Annotated in this window: 11 protein-coding genes; 3 read left to right on the top strand and 8 right to left on the bottom strand. The window is 46.0% G+C overall.

The genetic code is table 11. The annotated features are described in order from the left end of the window. Positions 1-94 precede the first annotated feature (94 nt). From MKY66_RS09220 to MKY66_RS09200, 5 genes are all read right to left on the bottom strand, one after another. On the bottom strand, positions 95-2,575 hold the full coding sequence (locus MKY66_RS09220) for an EAL domain-containing protein (protein ID WP_076209154.1): 2,481 nt from the start codon (positions 2,573-2,575) through the stop codon (positions 95-97). 265 nt (positions 2,576-2,840) lie between these two features. Beyond that, positions 2,841-5,663 (bottom strand): endo-1,4-beta-xylanase, encoded by a 2,823-nt coding sequence (locus MKY66_RS09215; protein ID WP_076209155.1) that lies wholly within the window; start codon positions 5,661-5,663, stop codon positions 2,841-2,843. A 249-nt stretch (positions 5,664-5,912) separates the two neighbouring features. Further along, complete coding sequence (locus tag MKY66_RS09210; protein ID WP_076209156.1) at positions 5,913-6,917, bottom strand: LacI family DNA-binding transcriptional regulator; 1,005 nt, start codon at positions 6,915-6,917, stop codon at positions 5,913-5,915. A gap of 128 nt (positions 6,918-7,045) precedes the next feature. Then, positions 7,046-8,053, bottom strand: a complete 1,008-nt coding sequence (locus tag MKY66_RS09205) for a globin-coupled sensor protein (protein WP_076209157.1) — start codon at positions 8,051-8,053, stop codon at positions 7,046-7,048. Positions 8,054-8,295: 242 nt separating this feature from the next. Next, the gene (locus MKY66_RS09200; protein WP_036610009.1) at positions 8,296-10,191 is read right to left on the bottom strand and encodes a PrkA family serine protein kinase; all 1,896 of its coding nucleotides are present in this window, start codon (positions 10,189-10,191) and stop codon (positions 8,296-8,298) included. Positions 10,192-10,552: 361 nt separating this feature from the next. Between MKY66_RS09200 and MKY66_RS09195 the strand changes: the two genes are divergently transcribed. Then, positions 10,553-11,398 (top strand): DUF2161 family putative PD-(D/E)XK-type phosphodiesterase, encoded by an 846-nt coding sequence (locus tag MKY66_RS09195; protein WP_076209158.1) that lies wholly within the window; start codon positions 10,553-10,555, stop codon positions 11,396-11,398. 111 nt (positions 11,399-11,509) lie between these two features. On the opposite strand, the gene MKY66_RS09190 is transcribed toward MKY66_RS09195, so the two are convergent. From MKY66_RS09190 to MKY66_RS09180, 3 genes are all read right to left on the bottom strand, one after another. Then, positions 11,510-12,136 (bottom strand): FMN-dependent NADH-azoreductase, encoded by a 627-nt coding sequence (locus MKY66_RS09190; protein WP_036610012.1) that lies wholly within the window; start codon positions 12,134-12,136, stop codon positions 11,510-11,512. Between the two features lie 191 nt (positions 12,137-12,327). After that, the gene (locus MKY66_RS09185) at positions 12,328-13,551 is read right to left on the bottom strand and encodes a PLP-dependent aminotransferase family protein (RefSeq protein ID WP_076209159.1); all 1,224 of its coding nucleotides are present in this window, start codon (positions 13,549-13,551) and stop codon (positions 12,328-12,330) included. A 136-nt stretch (positions 13,552-13,687) separates the two neighbouring features. Beyond that, complete coding sequence (locus tag MKY66_RS09180; RefSeq protein WP_017689577.1) at positions 13,688-14,344, bottom strand: response regulator transcription factor; 657 nt, start codon at positions 14,342-14,344, stop codon at positions 13,688-13,690. 439 nt (positions 14,345-14,783) lie between these two features. Here MKY66_RS09180 and MKY66_RS09175 point away from each other — a divergent pair, with 439 nt between their 5' ends. Both MKY66_RS09175 and MKY66_RS09170 read left to right on the top strand, forming a co-directional pair. Then, positions 14,784-15,194, top strand: coding sequence for a uroporphyrinogen-III C-methyltransferase (locus MKY66_RS09175; protein WP_017689578.1), 411 nt, complete (start codon positions 14,784-14,786; stop codon positions 15,192-15,194). After that, positions 15,191-16,255 (top strand): phosphodiester glycosidase family protein, encoded by a 1,065-nt coding sequence (locus tag MKY66_RS09170; protein WP_076209160.1) that lies wholly within the window; start codon positions 15,191-15,193, stop codon positions 16,253-16,255. Before MKY66_RS09175 ends, MKY66_RS09170 begins: the two co-directional genes overlap by 4 nt. Positions 16,256-16,468 lie beyond the last annotated feature (213 nt).

The raw sequence follows: 16,468 nt of genomic DNA, 5'->3' as shown, positions 1-16,468 counted from the left end.
ATCACGTATGAAGGATGGCGACATACCATAAAAAAACAAAAAAAGCGGCAAGTTCCCGACATACACGGGAACTTGCCGCTTGGCATACATAAAATTAGGATGGTACCGGCGGTGTACCATTACCCTGCAATCGCAGCGGCACAAAGAAATCATGCTCCACTTCACTTGCTGGCAGTGGACGACTGAAATAATATCCCTGAATCTCCCGGCAGTCATTCTGCATCAGAATATCCAGTTGGCCTTTCGTCTCAATGCCTTCCGCAATGACTTCCATCTTGAGATTCTGTGCCATTGATATAATGGTCGCCACAATGGCTTGATCGCTGTGACTCTCTGTAATGTCCGTCACAAACGAACGATCAATCTTGAGCTTGTTAATCGGGAAATGTTTCAGATAACTGAGTGAGCTGTATCCCGTACCAAAATCATCCAGGCTGATCTTGACACCCAGTGCTGTCAATTCATTAAGGATCGCCGTGGAAACTGCTGCATCCATCATCATGCTCTCTGTTATTTCCAGTTCAAGATATTGAGCATCCAGCCCTGTCTCCAAGAGTGCATTCTTGACCTGTTCTACCAAGTTGGATTGGTGAAACTGCTGGCTGGACAAGTTAACCGATACCGGAATGAGGGGTCCGCCACTGGCGTGCCAGAGCTTCATCTGTCTGCACGCTTCCCTCAGCGTCCAGTTGCCAATCTCATAGATCATGCCTGTCTCTTCTGCAAGCGGAATGAACACATTGGGTGCGAGCAGACCTTTGAGTGGATGATTCCAACGAATAAGAGCCTCCACACCAATCATGCGGCTATCCTCGGTACGAATCTGTGGTTGATAGTACAGGACCATCTCATCGCGTTCCAACGCTTTACGAAGATAACCCTCCAGCTCAATGCGTTCATATAGTTCTGAATCCAGTTGGGCCGTGTAGAATTGGAAACCGTTTTTGCCGTTTTTCTTCACTTCATACATGGCGGAATCCGCATGTTTCAGCAAAGCATCCACGCCCACTCCATGATCCGGGTACATCGCGATTCCAATGCTGGCGGTTACGTAAAAGTCATTCTCCTTCAGTCGATAAGGTAACTGAATGGCTTCAACAATCTGTTTTGCAAGTTCTGCCACTCGAACCTCAGTCGCTTGATCATCGGTTACAACTACTGTGAACTCGTCTCCGCCCATTCGGGCCAGCATGACATTCTCCACCGCCATCGGATCAGAAGCTTCGATCGCTTTCATGATCCGGCTGCTGACTTCTCTTAGAAATATATCCCCAACGGAATGTCCCAGCGAGTCATTAATCATCTTGAAACGGTCTATATCCATCACCATAACTGCAAAAGAATTCCCTTTTTCTTCCGAAACTTGAATCGTGAGAGCCAGTACATCATCCAACTTGCGCCGATTGGGCAGCCCCGTGAGCGGATCATGCAAAGCCTGGTGACGAATGTTCTCCTGAGCCTGCTTCTCCTCCGTAATGTCTTTGATCAAAATGTGACTTCCCACATGTCTGCCATCAATGACAACAGGAACTACAACAATACTAAGGTCCAGAAGTTCACCCTGTACGTCTCTCATTTTGGCCATGTAGTGCGCCTGCTCCAGCCCATGATCATCCCAATCGATGGAATCAAATTCACTTATCCACTCTATATCGATTTGCTGAGCGATCTCATCAATGGAACGATCCATGACCCCTTTTTCAGGATATCCGGTGATTGTTGTTACAGCAGCATTAATGCCTTTGACAATACCTTCCTTGTTCACTGAAATAATGGCATCCGAATGGTTATGATACAGGGCCTGATACCATTGCTCATTCTCATGAATCCGTCGATCTTTCTGTGTCATTCGCTGATTGATAAATATGCCAAACAACGTCAAACCCAAAGCAATAAATGTGCCCGATGCGATCAAGTAGGCGAGAATGCCTGGCTCAATCTGCATACCTGAACTTACCATCGAGCCATGTGAATGATGGAAATGTGCGGCTGACATCCCGGTATAATGCATGCCAGAGATTCCAATCCCCATAATGAGACCGCTGCCCATCTTGTAAACCCAGGTATGTCTTGATTGATGATAACGGAAGAAAAACATGAGCCACAATGCCGCAAAGGAAGCAAGCGCTGCAATCAGAATGGATAACACTACTCTGCCTGGTTCATACGTAACCGGAGTTGACATCGCTGCCATTCCCACATAATGCATCGAGCTGATCCCCGCTGTCATCAGCACTCCAGCAATTATGAGCTGGCTTATCCTGCCCGATTGTCTACCCGCAATGTTCAAGGCCACCCCTGATGCGACAATAGCAAGTAGAACAGATAAAACAACCTTACCGGTGGAATAGGAGACTTGCGTAGGCAGAACAAAAGCCAGCATACCTACGAAATGCATGGACCAGATTCCCAGCCCCATCGAGACTGCACCGCAGGTAAGCCATACATTCCGCGCCATCCCGCTAGCCTGACTTACACGGCCTGCAAGGTCAAGGGCAGCGTATGAAGCTAACGATGCAATAATATAGGATAAAATAACAAGTTCTAAGTTGTACGTACCATGTAGGTGCTCCACTCACTCTGTCCTTTCGACCGGGAAATGCCTTGTATGTATGCAAAAATGTAAAAAAGAAGCGAGTGCGCTGTCTGGATGACAGGCACTCCCTCCGCATCATTTGACTCGTGACCACAGGCTTGGTTGAAGCCGTTGTCATACATTGGAACCCGTTTATTTGAATGTATATAGTCTAAACGTCCCAGCCCTTAAAATCAACACTTATTTCCAGATATACGATGTTGATTAGCTAACATTTTCATATTCTAATTCACAACAAAATATTCTATTTGCGAGTCAATAACAGACTGCCAAAACCGGAAGTATCTTGATAAGAATTACCTGATGAATCACTCCAGATGGACACACTGCTTCGCTTGCCATCCCCCGCGCCATCATCATTAACTTGCAGATCAAATCCAATCCATCTTTGCCCTTCAGCACGAACGCTATCTAGTGGGATTGCCACTTCCACTGTATACCCTCCGCTTGTTAATCGGGTAGCTGATTTGAAACTTTCTTTCCGTGCATTTCCTCCAAAAGAAGCCTCATTATCAAAATTGACCCGGTACTGGGCGTCATCCTCCTGATAGAATGTTGTCTGATCTTTGCTCGGGTCGATAAAAATCTCGATTGAATCCTGCTCATGTGCATTAGAACTTAATTTGCTTCGCAAAGGATCTTTCACATCTGCCAATACGTACAGGTATTTCTCATCCCATAACAGCTGTGCAGTCGCCGTTGCACCGGAGTTTCCGACCACCCAGACATCCGTTTTAACAGATGCAGCCTTTTTCCAGACGTTATCCTTTTTCGCATCAATTACAGGTTTGCCATAAGTGACCTTGGTTTGTTTCAAAACAGAACCGAGCTTCAGTTTGCCCCGGTTGGCTGGTTTGTCGGGCTGCTGATTGGAAATATCATTCCAAACGATGGTCGCTGTCTTTCCAGCAGCGTGTTCATCCGTAATCCGAAAATCCAGAGACAAGACCTGGCCTTCGGTAAGTAGAGCAGCTGACATAGGCAGTGATGCGTATACAACATAACCGGTTTTTGTCTCCTGTACGTTGTAAGTATTTTTATCTTTGCCTTTACCGCCATCCCGTTTAAATGTATATTGACCATTTGCAGACGGCGGATTTTTCTTCTTGGCAGACAGATCAGCTTCAGAAGTTGCAGCACCTGTCCCCTTGACTTCTTCCGCGAGGAAAACCTGCACCTGATCCCCTTTGCGACGTGTGGTATCCTTCACTTCCACTCGTAAATTCACCTTTTTGGCATCCCACATCATACGAGCCTCACCCGTAACCGCAGATGTACCATCTGCCAGATGATTAATTTCGAGTCCTTTCACAGCACCCCAAAGAATATCTTCCTGTCCTTTGTGATTCGGGAAAGAAGGGCTGGCCTTCAATCCTGTCCATTCATTACGATAGATCGGAAGAGTGGTAGCATCCACCAGTGCCCAATAGGCCGGTTTCGCTTTTAATTTACGATCAAATAACAATGGTGCATCTTTGCGTCCTTTGACTGGATGATTGTCAAGCCATGTACCATCATCCGCAAGTCCCCATACTGTAACGCTGTCCATTACGCCGCGTTTTCCCAACTCGTCGAACAGGTCGAACAGTTCACGATAACGATAAGCTTGTTGCAGCATTAATTCATCTGTGACAGGCATCTCCAGTTCAGAATTACTTGAATAGATCGAAACGTCCAGCTCTGTAACCTGTACATTCACACCAAGAGCGATCACTTTCTCAAAAGCCTCACGAATGAGCTTTACATCCGGTCCGTACATCGACACATGCATCTGGAATCCAACCGCATCAATCGGTGTTCCTTTGGCAAGCAGCTTCTCTACAAGCTTCACCATATCATTTACCTTGTTTCCATTGCCCTCCATTCCATAATCGTTAATCACCAGTACAGCATCGGGGTCAGCCTCACGCGCATAACGGAAAGCCAGCTCAATGTAATCACTGTCATCTCCGTCGCCATCTACATCCCCAATAATATCTCTCCACTTGGAATTACTGGCCTCATTCCGCAAGCCGCCTCCATCCGAGATGACTTCATTGACGACATCCCATGTATGAACCTTTCCTTTGTAGCGGGTCACGATGGTTTGAATATGGGTTTTCATCCGTGCAAGCAACTGTTCCCGCGTGGCAGGTTTCGAAGCATCGTTTGGATCTGTAAAGAACCACTCTGGCACCTGACTATGCCATAACAGCGTATGACCTCTGATTTCCATGTCATTTGCTTCGGCAAACTCCACCAGGCGATCTGTCTCTGACCAGACAAACTGTCCTTCCTGAGGCTGCATCGCATCCATTTTCATAAAGTTTCCAGCTGTAATACTATTAAAATGTTTCGTCAACAGCTGGGAATGCGGATCTTCCGCATCCAGTGCAGACTGGTCGATTGCCGCTCCCATTGCATAGTGTTGACCCACAACATCCACTAGATTCGGAATGTTCGACTCTATTTCAATTTTTTCGGCTTCCGTAATCAGTACATCATCCACGTAAAAAGTAATCGTATCCGCCGGCGTCACTTCCGCTGACGTCTTCCAAGGTGTCTCTGCATACATCCGGAATCCGGTGATGCCGCTATTTTCTCCAGGGATCACCACATCCGCCTCGATTTTTTTCCACTGTCCCTTGTTCAGAGTTGCAGAGGCAAACGTAGCATATTCTCGACTTGAAGCGTCGTTATTGTACTCTTTCTCCAGTGAACCGTTAATGACCTGACTGTCCGGCCCTTCATCATACATGGCCCAAAAAGAAATATGAACCGTGCTGCCCTTCTGTACATGGTCTATTACTTCAATTAAGGGTCCATGGAACGTTTCGGTACGTGAAGAGGTTCTCAGACTGCGTGTACTGTCGTGACCTACTTGCGCTACGATATCAAGCTTTTCACTCGCACGTGGACGCCATTGTCCCAACACACCATCTTCAAAATTAGCCTCAAACAGTACTTCATCATCACCAGTCTTAACGTCCGCAGCCGCAGCACGTGTCCCTCCTGTTCCCACACTTGGGAACAAACTGAAGATCAATACAGCCGACAAGCACAAGCTCCACCATTTTCTCAAATGCATCCGATCTCCTCCTTGGTTGGTTGTTTGTTTGTGAATAGTAACCTTTGTTCTGTCATGCGCCAGCCCTTTACAAGATCGTTGTTCAGGATTGGAAAGACGTTATTCCAACAGAAATTGTAAGCACTTTCATTATACGATTGCCAACGGACTTTGTTTACCCGTTAAACTATAGGACTTATTCTAAAATCTTCACAATAATATAAAACGACAAAAAGCACAGCTTGTTAGCTGTGCTCCGTGTCAACGTCTTTAGGTTTTTAAAGGTGCTGTCGTCTGACGGACAACCAGATTGGAAGGTTCCGTCACCACGGGAGGAGAATAAGACGGATTCTCGATCATGGCAATCAGATATTCGATGGACTTAATGCCAATGGAATAGATATTCTGATTCACCGTGGTCAACCCCGGTTTGAATACCTCAGCATAATACGTGTTATCGAACCCGACAACCGAGATATCTTCTGGTACACTCAGTCCATGCTTTTCAATTTCATGAATCGCACCAAAAGCAGACATGTCTGATGCACAGACAATCCCCGTTGGTTGATCCTGAAGTGCCAGCAATCGCCGAGCAGCCTTGCTTCCTCCGTCGAAGGAATAATCGCAGACTTCCAGATATACCGTAGAATACGGGATGCCGCATTCTCGCAGCCCTTCCCGATATCCTTCCAATCGCAGATTGGCTACGGCAGGTCCAAGTGTCCCTGAGATATAGGCAATTTTGCGGTGCCCAAGCTCATGCAGATGTTTGACTCCCATCGAGATCCCGTTTGCGTTATCCGTAGTAATATAACCGGCACGCTTGCCCAACATATCCGTATCGATAAACATCGTTGGAATCTCTGCATCCACCAGTTCCTGAATACTCGCGTTTTCTCTGCCTTCCCCGAATACCACAACGCCATCCACATTACGACTGCGGCAATGTTTGATGAACGAGTACGCCGGATCATCGAATCGAGTAGACAACCGAACCAGATCATATCCACTGTTCTCCAGCGCTGTCTTGATCCCTTCCAGCAACTCCGACACAAAAGGGTTCGTAAACGGGACCGTTAACAGTACTCCCACCGTCCATGAACGGCGTTTGACAAGTCCACGTGCGACCACATTGGGTTGATATTTCAATAATTCGATGGCTATATTGACTTTTTTGCGTGTTTTTTCACTTACATCAGGATAATCGTTTATCACTTTGGAAACGGTTGCAACAGATACTCCCGCTTCCTTGGCTACATCATGGATAGAAGCCATCTGATCACCTCAACCTCTTCAAATCCCCTGTCTCCGGCTGCATTTTCTATAACATCGGCAGGTTTGTCTACCCATTATAGCCTAAAACAGCCTGAAACGGTATGGAAGGTTCCTAATGCTTTTAAGCTCTATTCCTGCTGTTCCAGATTCTTCAAATCCAGAGACAGTTTCTCCATTGTTGTTGCAAATACAGCGAGTTCAGCCGAGCGTGAAGCTTGGCTACGTGCTCCGCGTGACGTATGATCCGACTCCTGCTGCACACTGCTCAGTTTCTTCATGATCTGCTCCAGATTGGACTGAATTTTACCTTGGGCATCCCGAGAACTGGCTGCAAGCTTGCGCACCTCACTGGCAACTACTTCGAAACCACGTCCGAACTCTCCTGCATGAGCAGCTTCAATCGCTGCATTCAGGCCGACAAGATGACTCTGATCCGATATCTCGCGAATCAATTCACCCATTTTTCCTATCTGCTGGATCTCCCCTGTCAATTCCGTGAGCAGAACTTGAGCCTGATCCTGAGAAGCCGCTGTTTCTTTGGCTACACTCGATATAGCCATTGCACTTTCATTTAATTCACTAATCATGCCTGTAAGCTCTTGGGTAATCTGCGTAATAGCCTGCAAAGTATGTTGTTGGTCATCGGCAAGCTGATGTAACTTTTCTTTTTCTTTCTTCTCATAGGCTTCAAGGACAAGCTGTGAATCCAGATTAAACATTTTGCTGAGCGCCTGAATGACAGGATGCCAGGAATCAGGGATCACCTGCTGGAATATGCTCGTTGCAATATCAAGGTATACCATATAGGTACCCAGATAATAATCTTCGGACAGACCAATCCGTGAATGTACAAGCCCAATTGCAATCCGTTGCTCAATGTATGCGTCGTCCACGATTCCATCCGTCATCGATAACCAGTACATCTTCTGCGTCTCTTTTAAACGTTCAATGGAAGAGAATCTTGCGATCAGATCTACCAGATCAGGATAATTCCCCACATGATTGTAGAAATGATCCACCACTTCATTAACGACTTTTTTAAAAACAGGCCGATGATCGGCAAGCAGTTTTAAATCCCCTGCGGTTAATCCCATGTAATCAAGTTGCTTCTGTCTTGTTGCGGAAATACTGCTCATATCTGGTTCAGTCAGCTCCTTAATAAACACCATTACTTTAAATTGTAAATATATGTATCATATTATAGACTAAAATACCTAAACATACATATACCATTAGAACTAATTCTCTTTAAAATTAACCTTATTTGTCAGCTTTTTAGACTAATATGATCTTCATGTAATTAAAAAGGCCCTGACTCTGCTGTGAAGGAGCCTCACAGCAGACATCAGAAGCCTGATCCGGAATGGTTCGTTGCCGATTAGCGATTAAGCAGACTTCCAACATAACGGAGCAGTTCATTGGCGCTGGCTGCGGTATATCCATGCTCTTCAATTAAGCGTTTAATGACTTCATTCATTCGTTTCAATTGTGTTGCATCTGGTGTTTTGGTTGAGGTTGTAATCTTGACGATGTCTTTCAGATCGGTAAACAACTTCTTCTCAATCGCTTCACGCAGACGGTCATGGCTGCTGTACTCGAATTTGCGCTCCTTACGAGAGTAAGCCGAGATTCGGATTAGAATCTCTTCCCTGAACGCTTTCTTTGCATTCTCGGAGATGCCGATCTGCTCCTCGATGGAACGCATCAAACGCTCATCCGGGTCCATTTCTTCATCTGTGAGCGGATCACGAATTTTGGACCAGTTGCAGAATGCTTCAATGTTATCCAGGTAATTCTCGAATAGCGTTCTTGCCGACTCCTCGAATGAGTACACAAATGCTTTCTGCACTTCCTTCTTGGCCAGTTCGTCATACTCCTTGCGTGCAAGAGCAATGAAGTTCAGATAACGCTCACGCTCTTCTTTCGTAATCGAAGCATGTTGGTCCAGACCGTCCTTAATGGCACGCAGAATGTCCAGCGCGTTAATGCACTGAAGATTTTGCTTGATCAAAGCACTGGAGATCCGGTTAATGACATACCGTGGATCAATGCCGGACATCCCTTCATCCAAATACTCATTTTGCATCTCGCGCAGATCGGCTTCTTTGTATCCTTCCACTTCTTCACCATCATACATGCGCATCTTTTTAACAAGATCCATGCCTTGTTTTTTCGTTTCCTTCAAACGGGTAAGTATCGAAAAAATGGCTGCAGTCCGCAGGGCATGCGGTGCAATATGAACATGCTTCATGTCACTTTGCTGAATGAGCTTGGCATAGATTTTCTCTTCCTCGGACACTTTCAGATTGTACGGAATCGGCATGACAATCATCCGGGATTGCAGTGCCTCATTCTTCTTGTTGGAGATAAATGACTTATACTCCGATTCATTCGTATGCGCCACAATCATCTCATCCGCACTGATTAAGGCAAAGCGTCCTGCTTTGAAGTTCCCTTCCTGCGTAAGCGACAGAAGATTCCACAGGAATTTCTCATCACATTTCAACATCTCCTGGAACTCCATTAACCCACGGTTTGCCTTGTTCAACTCCCCATCAAAACGATAGGCACGTGGATCGGATTCGGAACCAAACTCCGTAATGGTGGAGAAGTCAATACTACCCGTCAGATCGGCAATATCCTGCGATTTCGGATCCGATGGGCTGAACGTTCCTATTCCCACGCGATTATCTTCGGAAACAATGACCCGTTCCACCGGCACCTTGCTGATATCACCACCATATTCGGTACGGAGTCTCATCTGGCAGGATGGGCAAAGGTTCCCCTCAATACGGACTCCAATTTCCTTTTCCACTTCAGGACGAAGCTCCAGTGGGATCAGATGCAGCGGTTCCTCATGCATCGGGCATCCATCAATGGCGTATATGGCACCTTTCTCTGTCCGTGAGAACTGTTCAAGCCCCCGCTTCAGCAGCGTGACCAGTGTCGATTTTCCTCCACTTACGGGACCCATCAGGAGCAAGATCCGTTTACGTACATCCAGACGACGTGCTGCCGAGTGAAAGTATTCTTCAACCAGCTTTTCAATCGAACGGTCCAGCCCAAAAATTTCCTGTTCAAAAAACTTGTACCGCTTATGCCCGCCTACTTCTTCAACCCCAAACGATTCAATCATCTCATACACTCTGGCGTGAGCCGTCATTGCCGGAGTCGGGTCCTCTCTCAGCAGTGCAATATAATCTTCAAATGTTCCGTTCCATGTCAAACGGTCACTCTCTGCCCGATGTTCCGCAACGCGTTCAAAAATATTCATGCTTGGTACCTCCCATGGCTCCTTTAGTGTGATTGTCAACCATTCCGAATGGTATGAAGAAATCAATAGAATTGCGGCTCCTGCTTGAATACCAATCTTGCGGTACTGTGTAGTCCCGCCACCCTCTGTCCAAACGTCTTGTTTTGTTGTGAAAAGTGTATTACATACCTATGCGGCAATTCGGATAAGTTGACCTCTTTTTTTCAATCAACCGCTTCGAATTTTGGCTTTTCCCTGTTCTATCAGACATCTTGTGCCTTCAGAAAAAAAAGAACGAATATGATATAATGAGGGTTCTAAATTTAGGAAACCGGACAACACATGGTCAGAGACAGGCCACTTCTGGAAAGGAGCACGGACGATGGCAGTGAAATACGAAACCGAATTATATTCGCCTGTGAAGGCTTTCTTCGAGCAGCGTGGCTTCGACGTCAAGGCGGAAGTCAGACATTGTGACCTCGTCGGAGTCAGATCGGACCAGGACGAACCACTCATTGTGGAGATGAAAAAAACATTTAACCTCTCCTTGTTGCTACAGGGCATGCAGCGCTTGAAACTTAGCCCGTTCGTGTATCTGGCCGTCGAGCGCAATCGCAGTAAACGCGGAGCCGCAAACCAACGCTGGAGCGAACTGACTGCATTATGCAGACAGCTCGGTCTGGGGCTGCTAACGGTCACATTTTACAAAACCAAACCTCCCCTGATTGATGTATTGTGCGAACCTTCCACCCAGACGCCCCTTACTAGCGCCAATCAAGTTGCCCGCAAAAGCGGTGTTCGGCGGAAACGATTGCTCAAGGAATTTGACGAACGCAGCGGAGACTACAATACGGGAGGCAGCACACGAAGACAGCTGGTCACAGCATATCGTGAGAAGGCTTTACGTGTCGCATCCGCTCTACGGACGAACGGAGAAGCCTCTCCGGCCAACCTTGCCAGACAGACAGGTGTAGGTTCTGCCGCAGCGATTCTGCAAAAAAATTATTATGGCTGGTTTGAACGCCTCTCCCGCGGAAAGTATATTCTGACAATTAAGGGAGTACAGGCGTTAACCGAGCATGCACACATGCTTGAGGATAATGATATGATTGAACGAACCATTAATGAACTCGATGTAACGTATTCTGTATCTGGTGAACATAAGGACGACCTTGCACACATCGCTGAAGCAGCGGAGTTTTACTTGAAAAATACAGACAAGATCTGAACCGAATCATCTGAAGTAACGGATGTGAAAAAAATGAGAATGCAAAAAAACACCTGTAATCTCCACTGGAGACTACAGGTGTTTTGATGTGTTCTATATAGAAGAGTGTTATTAGAATTTTACTGCTACTTCGGAAGCCAATTTCAGACCTGCTGTAACGATTTCTTCAGCACGATCTGCAGAAGCGTTATGTCCTTCAACGATAACCACTTCTGGGTTTTGAATGCCCCACAAGCCGAGAACTGTTTTCAGGAAGTTCAGGGACATTTCAGCAGCTGCCATTGGACCTTCGGAATATACGCCACCACGTGCGTTAAGCAAAGCTACTTTTTTGTCGCCAGCAAGTCCTACAGGACCTTCAGCAGTGTATTTGAATGTTTTACCAGCTTGGCTCAGGTAAGCAATGTAGTTTACCAATGGAGCTGGAACAGTGAAGTTCCACAGTGGGAATGCAAATACAACTTTGTCAGCTGCCAGGAATTGATCTTGCAATTGTGCTGCAAGTGAAGCTGCTTTTTGCTCGTCAGCTGTCAGTTCAAAACCGTTAGCTGCTTTGTAAGTACCTGTGATAGCAGTGTTACCATAGAATGGGAATTCTGTATTGTAGAGATCCAACTCAGTAACTGTGTCACCTGGGTGGGACTCTTTGTATGCGCTCAAGAATGCATCGTACAATTTAACGCTGACTGCTTGATCTGCAGGACGGTCATTTGCTTTAACAAATAAAATATTAGACATGTTGAATTTTCCCCCGTTAGATAAAATATATGAGTGCTTTTCCTGAACTGGCCACCATTGTAGCTTATATAAAGAAACCAACAACTCATTAATTCATATTATATATAAAAATGTTAGTGGATGCAATAACGTAATCACTTTGGTCATGAACCCATTTTAATTTTTGCTACAAAATCTATTTTTGATCTGACTTAGCTACGAGCCGTAAATTCGGCAATGGTTTCACTGATCAGGTTCATGCCAAGCAGCAATTCATCCCGGCCCGGATGGCTAAAGTTCAATCGAATATAACGTTGATCCTGTACACCTGTCGAACATAGTGATCCAGGAAGAAAGGATACACCTTTGGGCAAAGCCGCTTTAAGCAGAGCGCCACTATCCAATCCTTCAGGCAACTGTACCCACAGATACATTCCGCCCTCAGGGATGTTGTACTGACACCCTTTCCAGCCAGGTCTTTTCAACAGTTCAAGCATCAGTTTGAGTCTTGTCTTATACTCCCGATTCAACATGGATAGGTGATCACTCCAACGAAAAGGGGAATGGGCAAGCAATTGATACAACAGACGCTGATTCATCGGACTGGACTGACCATCTGCAATTCGTTTAACCGAGGCCATGGCCTGAATCAGCGCAGGATGTCCAGCAGCCCATCCGGTTCGAAGAGCGGGTGCTACCGTTTTGCTGAACGAACCAATGTAGAGAACATGTCCACCCTGATCGGCAGTATCCAGTGCAAAAAGTGAAGGATATTTACGATAGAATTCCGTTGGCTCAAGGCCATCGAAATGGAGCTCCCCGTATGAATCGTCTTCCACAAGCAGTACACCATAGCGCGAACACAGTTCAAGGACAGCCTCCCGCCGCTCCATACTCCACAAAGCACCGGTCGGATTTGAGAAACTGGGTGCAGCAAAAAGCAGCTTCGGTCTAACCTGCTGCATGTGATGCTCCAAAAGGTCTGGCAGTATGCCGTCCCGATCACCCATTACAGGCACAATCTTGGCTCCTTGCATCTCCAGAACCTCAAGACAGCCTGGAGATGTGGGATGTTCAACCAGTACAGAATCTCCTGGCTCAAGCAATAGACGCATCACCAGATCGATGGCCTGCTGGGTACCAGTGGTCAACAGAATCTGCTCGGGTACCGTTCGTATGCCTTTGCGTGCATTCCAGTCTTTGTTCAACCACTCTCTTAGGGGTGTGTAGCCTGCTGGCTCTCCATATTGCAATGCGGAGGGGCCTGAACTAAAGACAGATACCGCTGCTTCTTCCAACAATTTGAAAGGAAACAACTCCTCCGCAGGCAATTCTTCTGCCAGAGAAATGAAATAATCCCTGCCAGACATCTCACGTATATCCCTCAGTGGTGATGACAAAAGCCTGTTGGTACGGGAAGCAAAGAAATATTTCATCGATCCGTTCCCCTTTCATCCCTATTCCGAAACTGTACTCGCAGTCCGCAGCCCTACAACCTATTCCTGCTCGCCATCGAATATGACCGGATGCATACAGAACTGTTGTGATCATGGGAAGAACAAACCTGTTTCGTCAGGATCCCGTCTTCACTTGTCTTGCATGCAAGGCATAACGTTCAATGGCCTGTGCTCTACTGCTTACTTCCAGCTTCACGTATATTTTACGCAGGTAATTATCAATGGAACGTCTGCTAACGTTGATCTCATTCGCTATTTTATCATAGGTTACACCCTGAACAATTCTTTCCATGATAAAAGTTTCGGTTTCTGTTAATTCAATGACACGTGCTTCTGTCGGAGACTCCACAGGTTGCGCCCACTCCGCACTGTTTAACCACGACAATGGAATGGACACATGGCCCTCACGCAACCCAGAGATCAGATGAATCAGCTGGCTAGGGGAAGCCTGTTTGGATAACATGCCGCTTGCACCAAGGCTCATCAGATGACGAAACAGCTTCACATTGTCTTCATCCGTCAAAATAATGATGTGACTGTGAGCTGACAGATTCTTCATCTGGGCAATATATTGATCTGCCTGACCCTCCGGAAGACGATAATCCATCAGAATCAGATCAGGCTGGTGAATATTCACCAGATCGAGCCCTTCTGTTCCGGTCGAAGTCATGCCACGTACCGTCAGATCTTGCTGCTCTTCCAAAATCAATTTTGTACCGAGCATGCTGGTGGGGTGGATATCTATGATGACCACCTGCCATACTTTTTTCATTGTTGTTCCCCCTGTTATGTATTGGACAAATAACTTTTAAATTCTGTCATGATGATTTCATCGTCTATGCGACAATCCGAGTATAGAAGAAGCATAGGTCGGATTATGTCGAAAAACAGAAAAATACAGGAGGAAGCCGATAAAAAAGCTCTATTTTCACTGTATTTTGTTATAAAAACACCATGACGTCCATCTTCCCATTCCCGGAAAGGTCAAAATATAGTATAAATTTCCTGCATTTCTATCTAAAAAAGTCGAAAAACCTGCCCAAAGTTCCTACTTATTGCATCTATAAGAAATTGTATCCTAGGACTTCCTTCCGATGCAATCTCTTTTTACTCTATTAAGTAAAGAATTTCATTTTTGCGTAATCAATAGGGGCATGATAGAATGAGGACTGGAAATTTTTTTGTACCTATTAATGACCAGGAGTGATGATATGAAACCATCTGCCCCGTCCTCTGACATCCATCACACCCGGAGCGCCAAAGGCAAGGCTGGATCTTCAATCAAGCTGTTTCTGGTAATGTGGATTGTTCTCATTGCACTAGGAGTCGTTGGAACCTACTATTATAGTAACCATCTCCAGCAACAGATGATTAACCAGCTTCAAGCCCATAATCAGCAGCAGATTGCAGCGCTAAAAACCGACTACGAAAATCAGCTAACAACGATATCAAAGGAAGTAGAAGACCTGCAGGGACAGGTTCAATCCTTCAATGAATTGCTGACTTTCACCAAGGATAATGCAAGTGACAAAACGGATAACAGCAACAAACTGTATACCCAGCTGAGCGAAGTCAAAAAACAACTGGAGACACTCCAGAAAAAGATGGACCTGCTCAAATGATTACACCCGTCAAACAGGTTAATCGTTTTTTTATGCTTGCACTCGCTCCTTTTGTTGGATTGATATTATGCCTGATCCTGCTTCGTCCTCCACTTGAACCCGGAGGTTTGATGCCTACCGAACTGTCAGAGGATACGATTACACCCCGGACCCAAGCAATTAGCCAAGAGCTTGCGGGGGCAAAAGATGCTGCTGTCCAGACTTCTTCTTCTATTAAAAGAACGACACAGCTCTATAATAAAACAACAAGTACGATGTCTACACTTGTGCAGAAGGCTTCCACCCAAGCGGATCGTCCGGAAAAGATTTACAACAACCGGATTTCATCCAAGCTTGGCGTTCCATTTGAACGGGTAGACAGTGACCGGTTAACGATTGAAATGTACAGAGTGAATCCTGGCAGCTATAAGGGCTATGCCATGAAGATCAAGCTAAAAGACCCGACGGCCATGCAGATGGCTCTAGACAGTGAACCAGGGCGTTCTGAGACGACCATGCATGCTGTGAAGCGTAACGGCGCAATTGCCGGGATCAACGCAGGTGGATTTGCTGACAGTGGCGGCAAACGTTATCCACTTAGCACAACCGTCATGGACGGGAAATACGTGAACGGGTTCCAAGCCAGTTTCAAAGATCTGTTTTTTGTAGGACTTAACGATGCCGGCAAACTGGTCGGAGGCAAGTTCTTCGACAAAAACTCACTGGATCGCCTACAACCACAATTTGGGGCTACGTTTGTACCCGTGCTGCTACAGAATGGACGTAAAACTGCAATTCCCGACAAGTGGAAGGTATCACCCAAACGAGCACCACGTACAGTCATTGGCAATTATAAGGATGATCAGTTATTGATTATTGTAGTTGACGGTTATAATGAGGGCGGAAGTTCCGGTGCTACCCTTGAAGAGTTGCAAGGGCGGTTGTACAAGCTTGGGGTGATCGACGCCTATAATCTGGATGGCGGTGGATCATCCTCGCTTATTCTGAATAATCGGGTCGTGAATAACCCTTCAGATGGCAGCCTCAGACCGGTGCCCACACACTTTTTATTTTACAAATAATAGGGTGAAGCATTTCTTTTCTACCTATAATGGTTATAATAGAAGAAAATGAGCTTGTGCAGGAGGTGCGAAGGGCATGTCATTTTCACTGACATTCTGGATTATTGCAATCGTATTGACTCTCTTCATTACAGGCATTCTCACTTCATCCTACAACAATGACAAAACAAAAGGCTTGTAAAGGCCAAGCCTCTCTCCGGAGAGGCTTTTTCT

Source organism: Paenibacillus sp. FSL R5-0766 (assembly GCF_037971845.1).
Lineage (GTDB): Bacteria > Bacillota > Bacilli > Paenibacillales > Paenibacillaceae > Paenibacillus.
This window is presented reverse-complemented; position numbering and strand designations above follow the sequence as displayed.

Coding starts and splice junctions, on each gene's coding strand:
- MKY66_RS09180 (WP_017689577.1), bottom strand. CDS start 14,344: ATGAAAAAAGTATGGCAGGTGGTCATCATAGATATCCACCCCACCAGC.
- MKY66_RS09215 (WP_076209155.1), bottom strand. CDS start 5,663: ATGCATTTGAGAAAATGGTGGAGCTTGTGCTTGTCGGCTGTATTGATC.
- MKY66_RS09200 (WP_036610009.1), bottom strand. CDS start 10,191: ATGAATATTTTTGAACGCGTTGCGGAACATCGGGCAGAGAGTGACCGT.
- MKY66_RS09185 (WP_076209159.1), bottom strand. CDS start 13,551: ATGAAATATTTCTTTGCTTCCCGTACCAACAGGCTTTTGTCATCACCA.
- MKY66_RS09170 (WP_076209160.1), top strand. CDS start 15,191: ATGATTACACCCGTCAAACAGGTTAATCGTTTTTTTATGCTTGCACTC.
- MKY66_RS09195 (WP_076209158.1), top strand. CDS start 10,553: ATGGCAGTGAAATACGAAACCGAATTATATTCGCCTGTGAAGGCTTTC.
- MKY66_RS09210 (WP_076209156.1), bottom strand. CDS start 6,917: ATGGCTTCTATCCATGATGTAGCCAAGGAAGCGGGAGTATCTGTTGCA.
- MKY66_RS09190 (WP_036610012.1), bottom strand. CDS start 12,136: ATGTCTAATATTTTATTTGTTAAAGCAAATGACCGTCCTGCAGATCAA.
- MKY66_RS09205 (WP_076209157.1), bottom strand. CDS start 8,053: ATGAGCAGTATTTCCGCAACAAGACAGAAGCAACTTGATTACATGGGA.
- MKY66_RS09175 (WP_017689578.1), top strand. CDS start 14,784: ATGAAACCATCTGCCCCGTCCTCTGACATCCATCACACCCGGAGCGCC.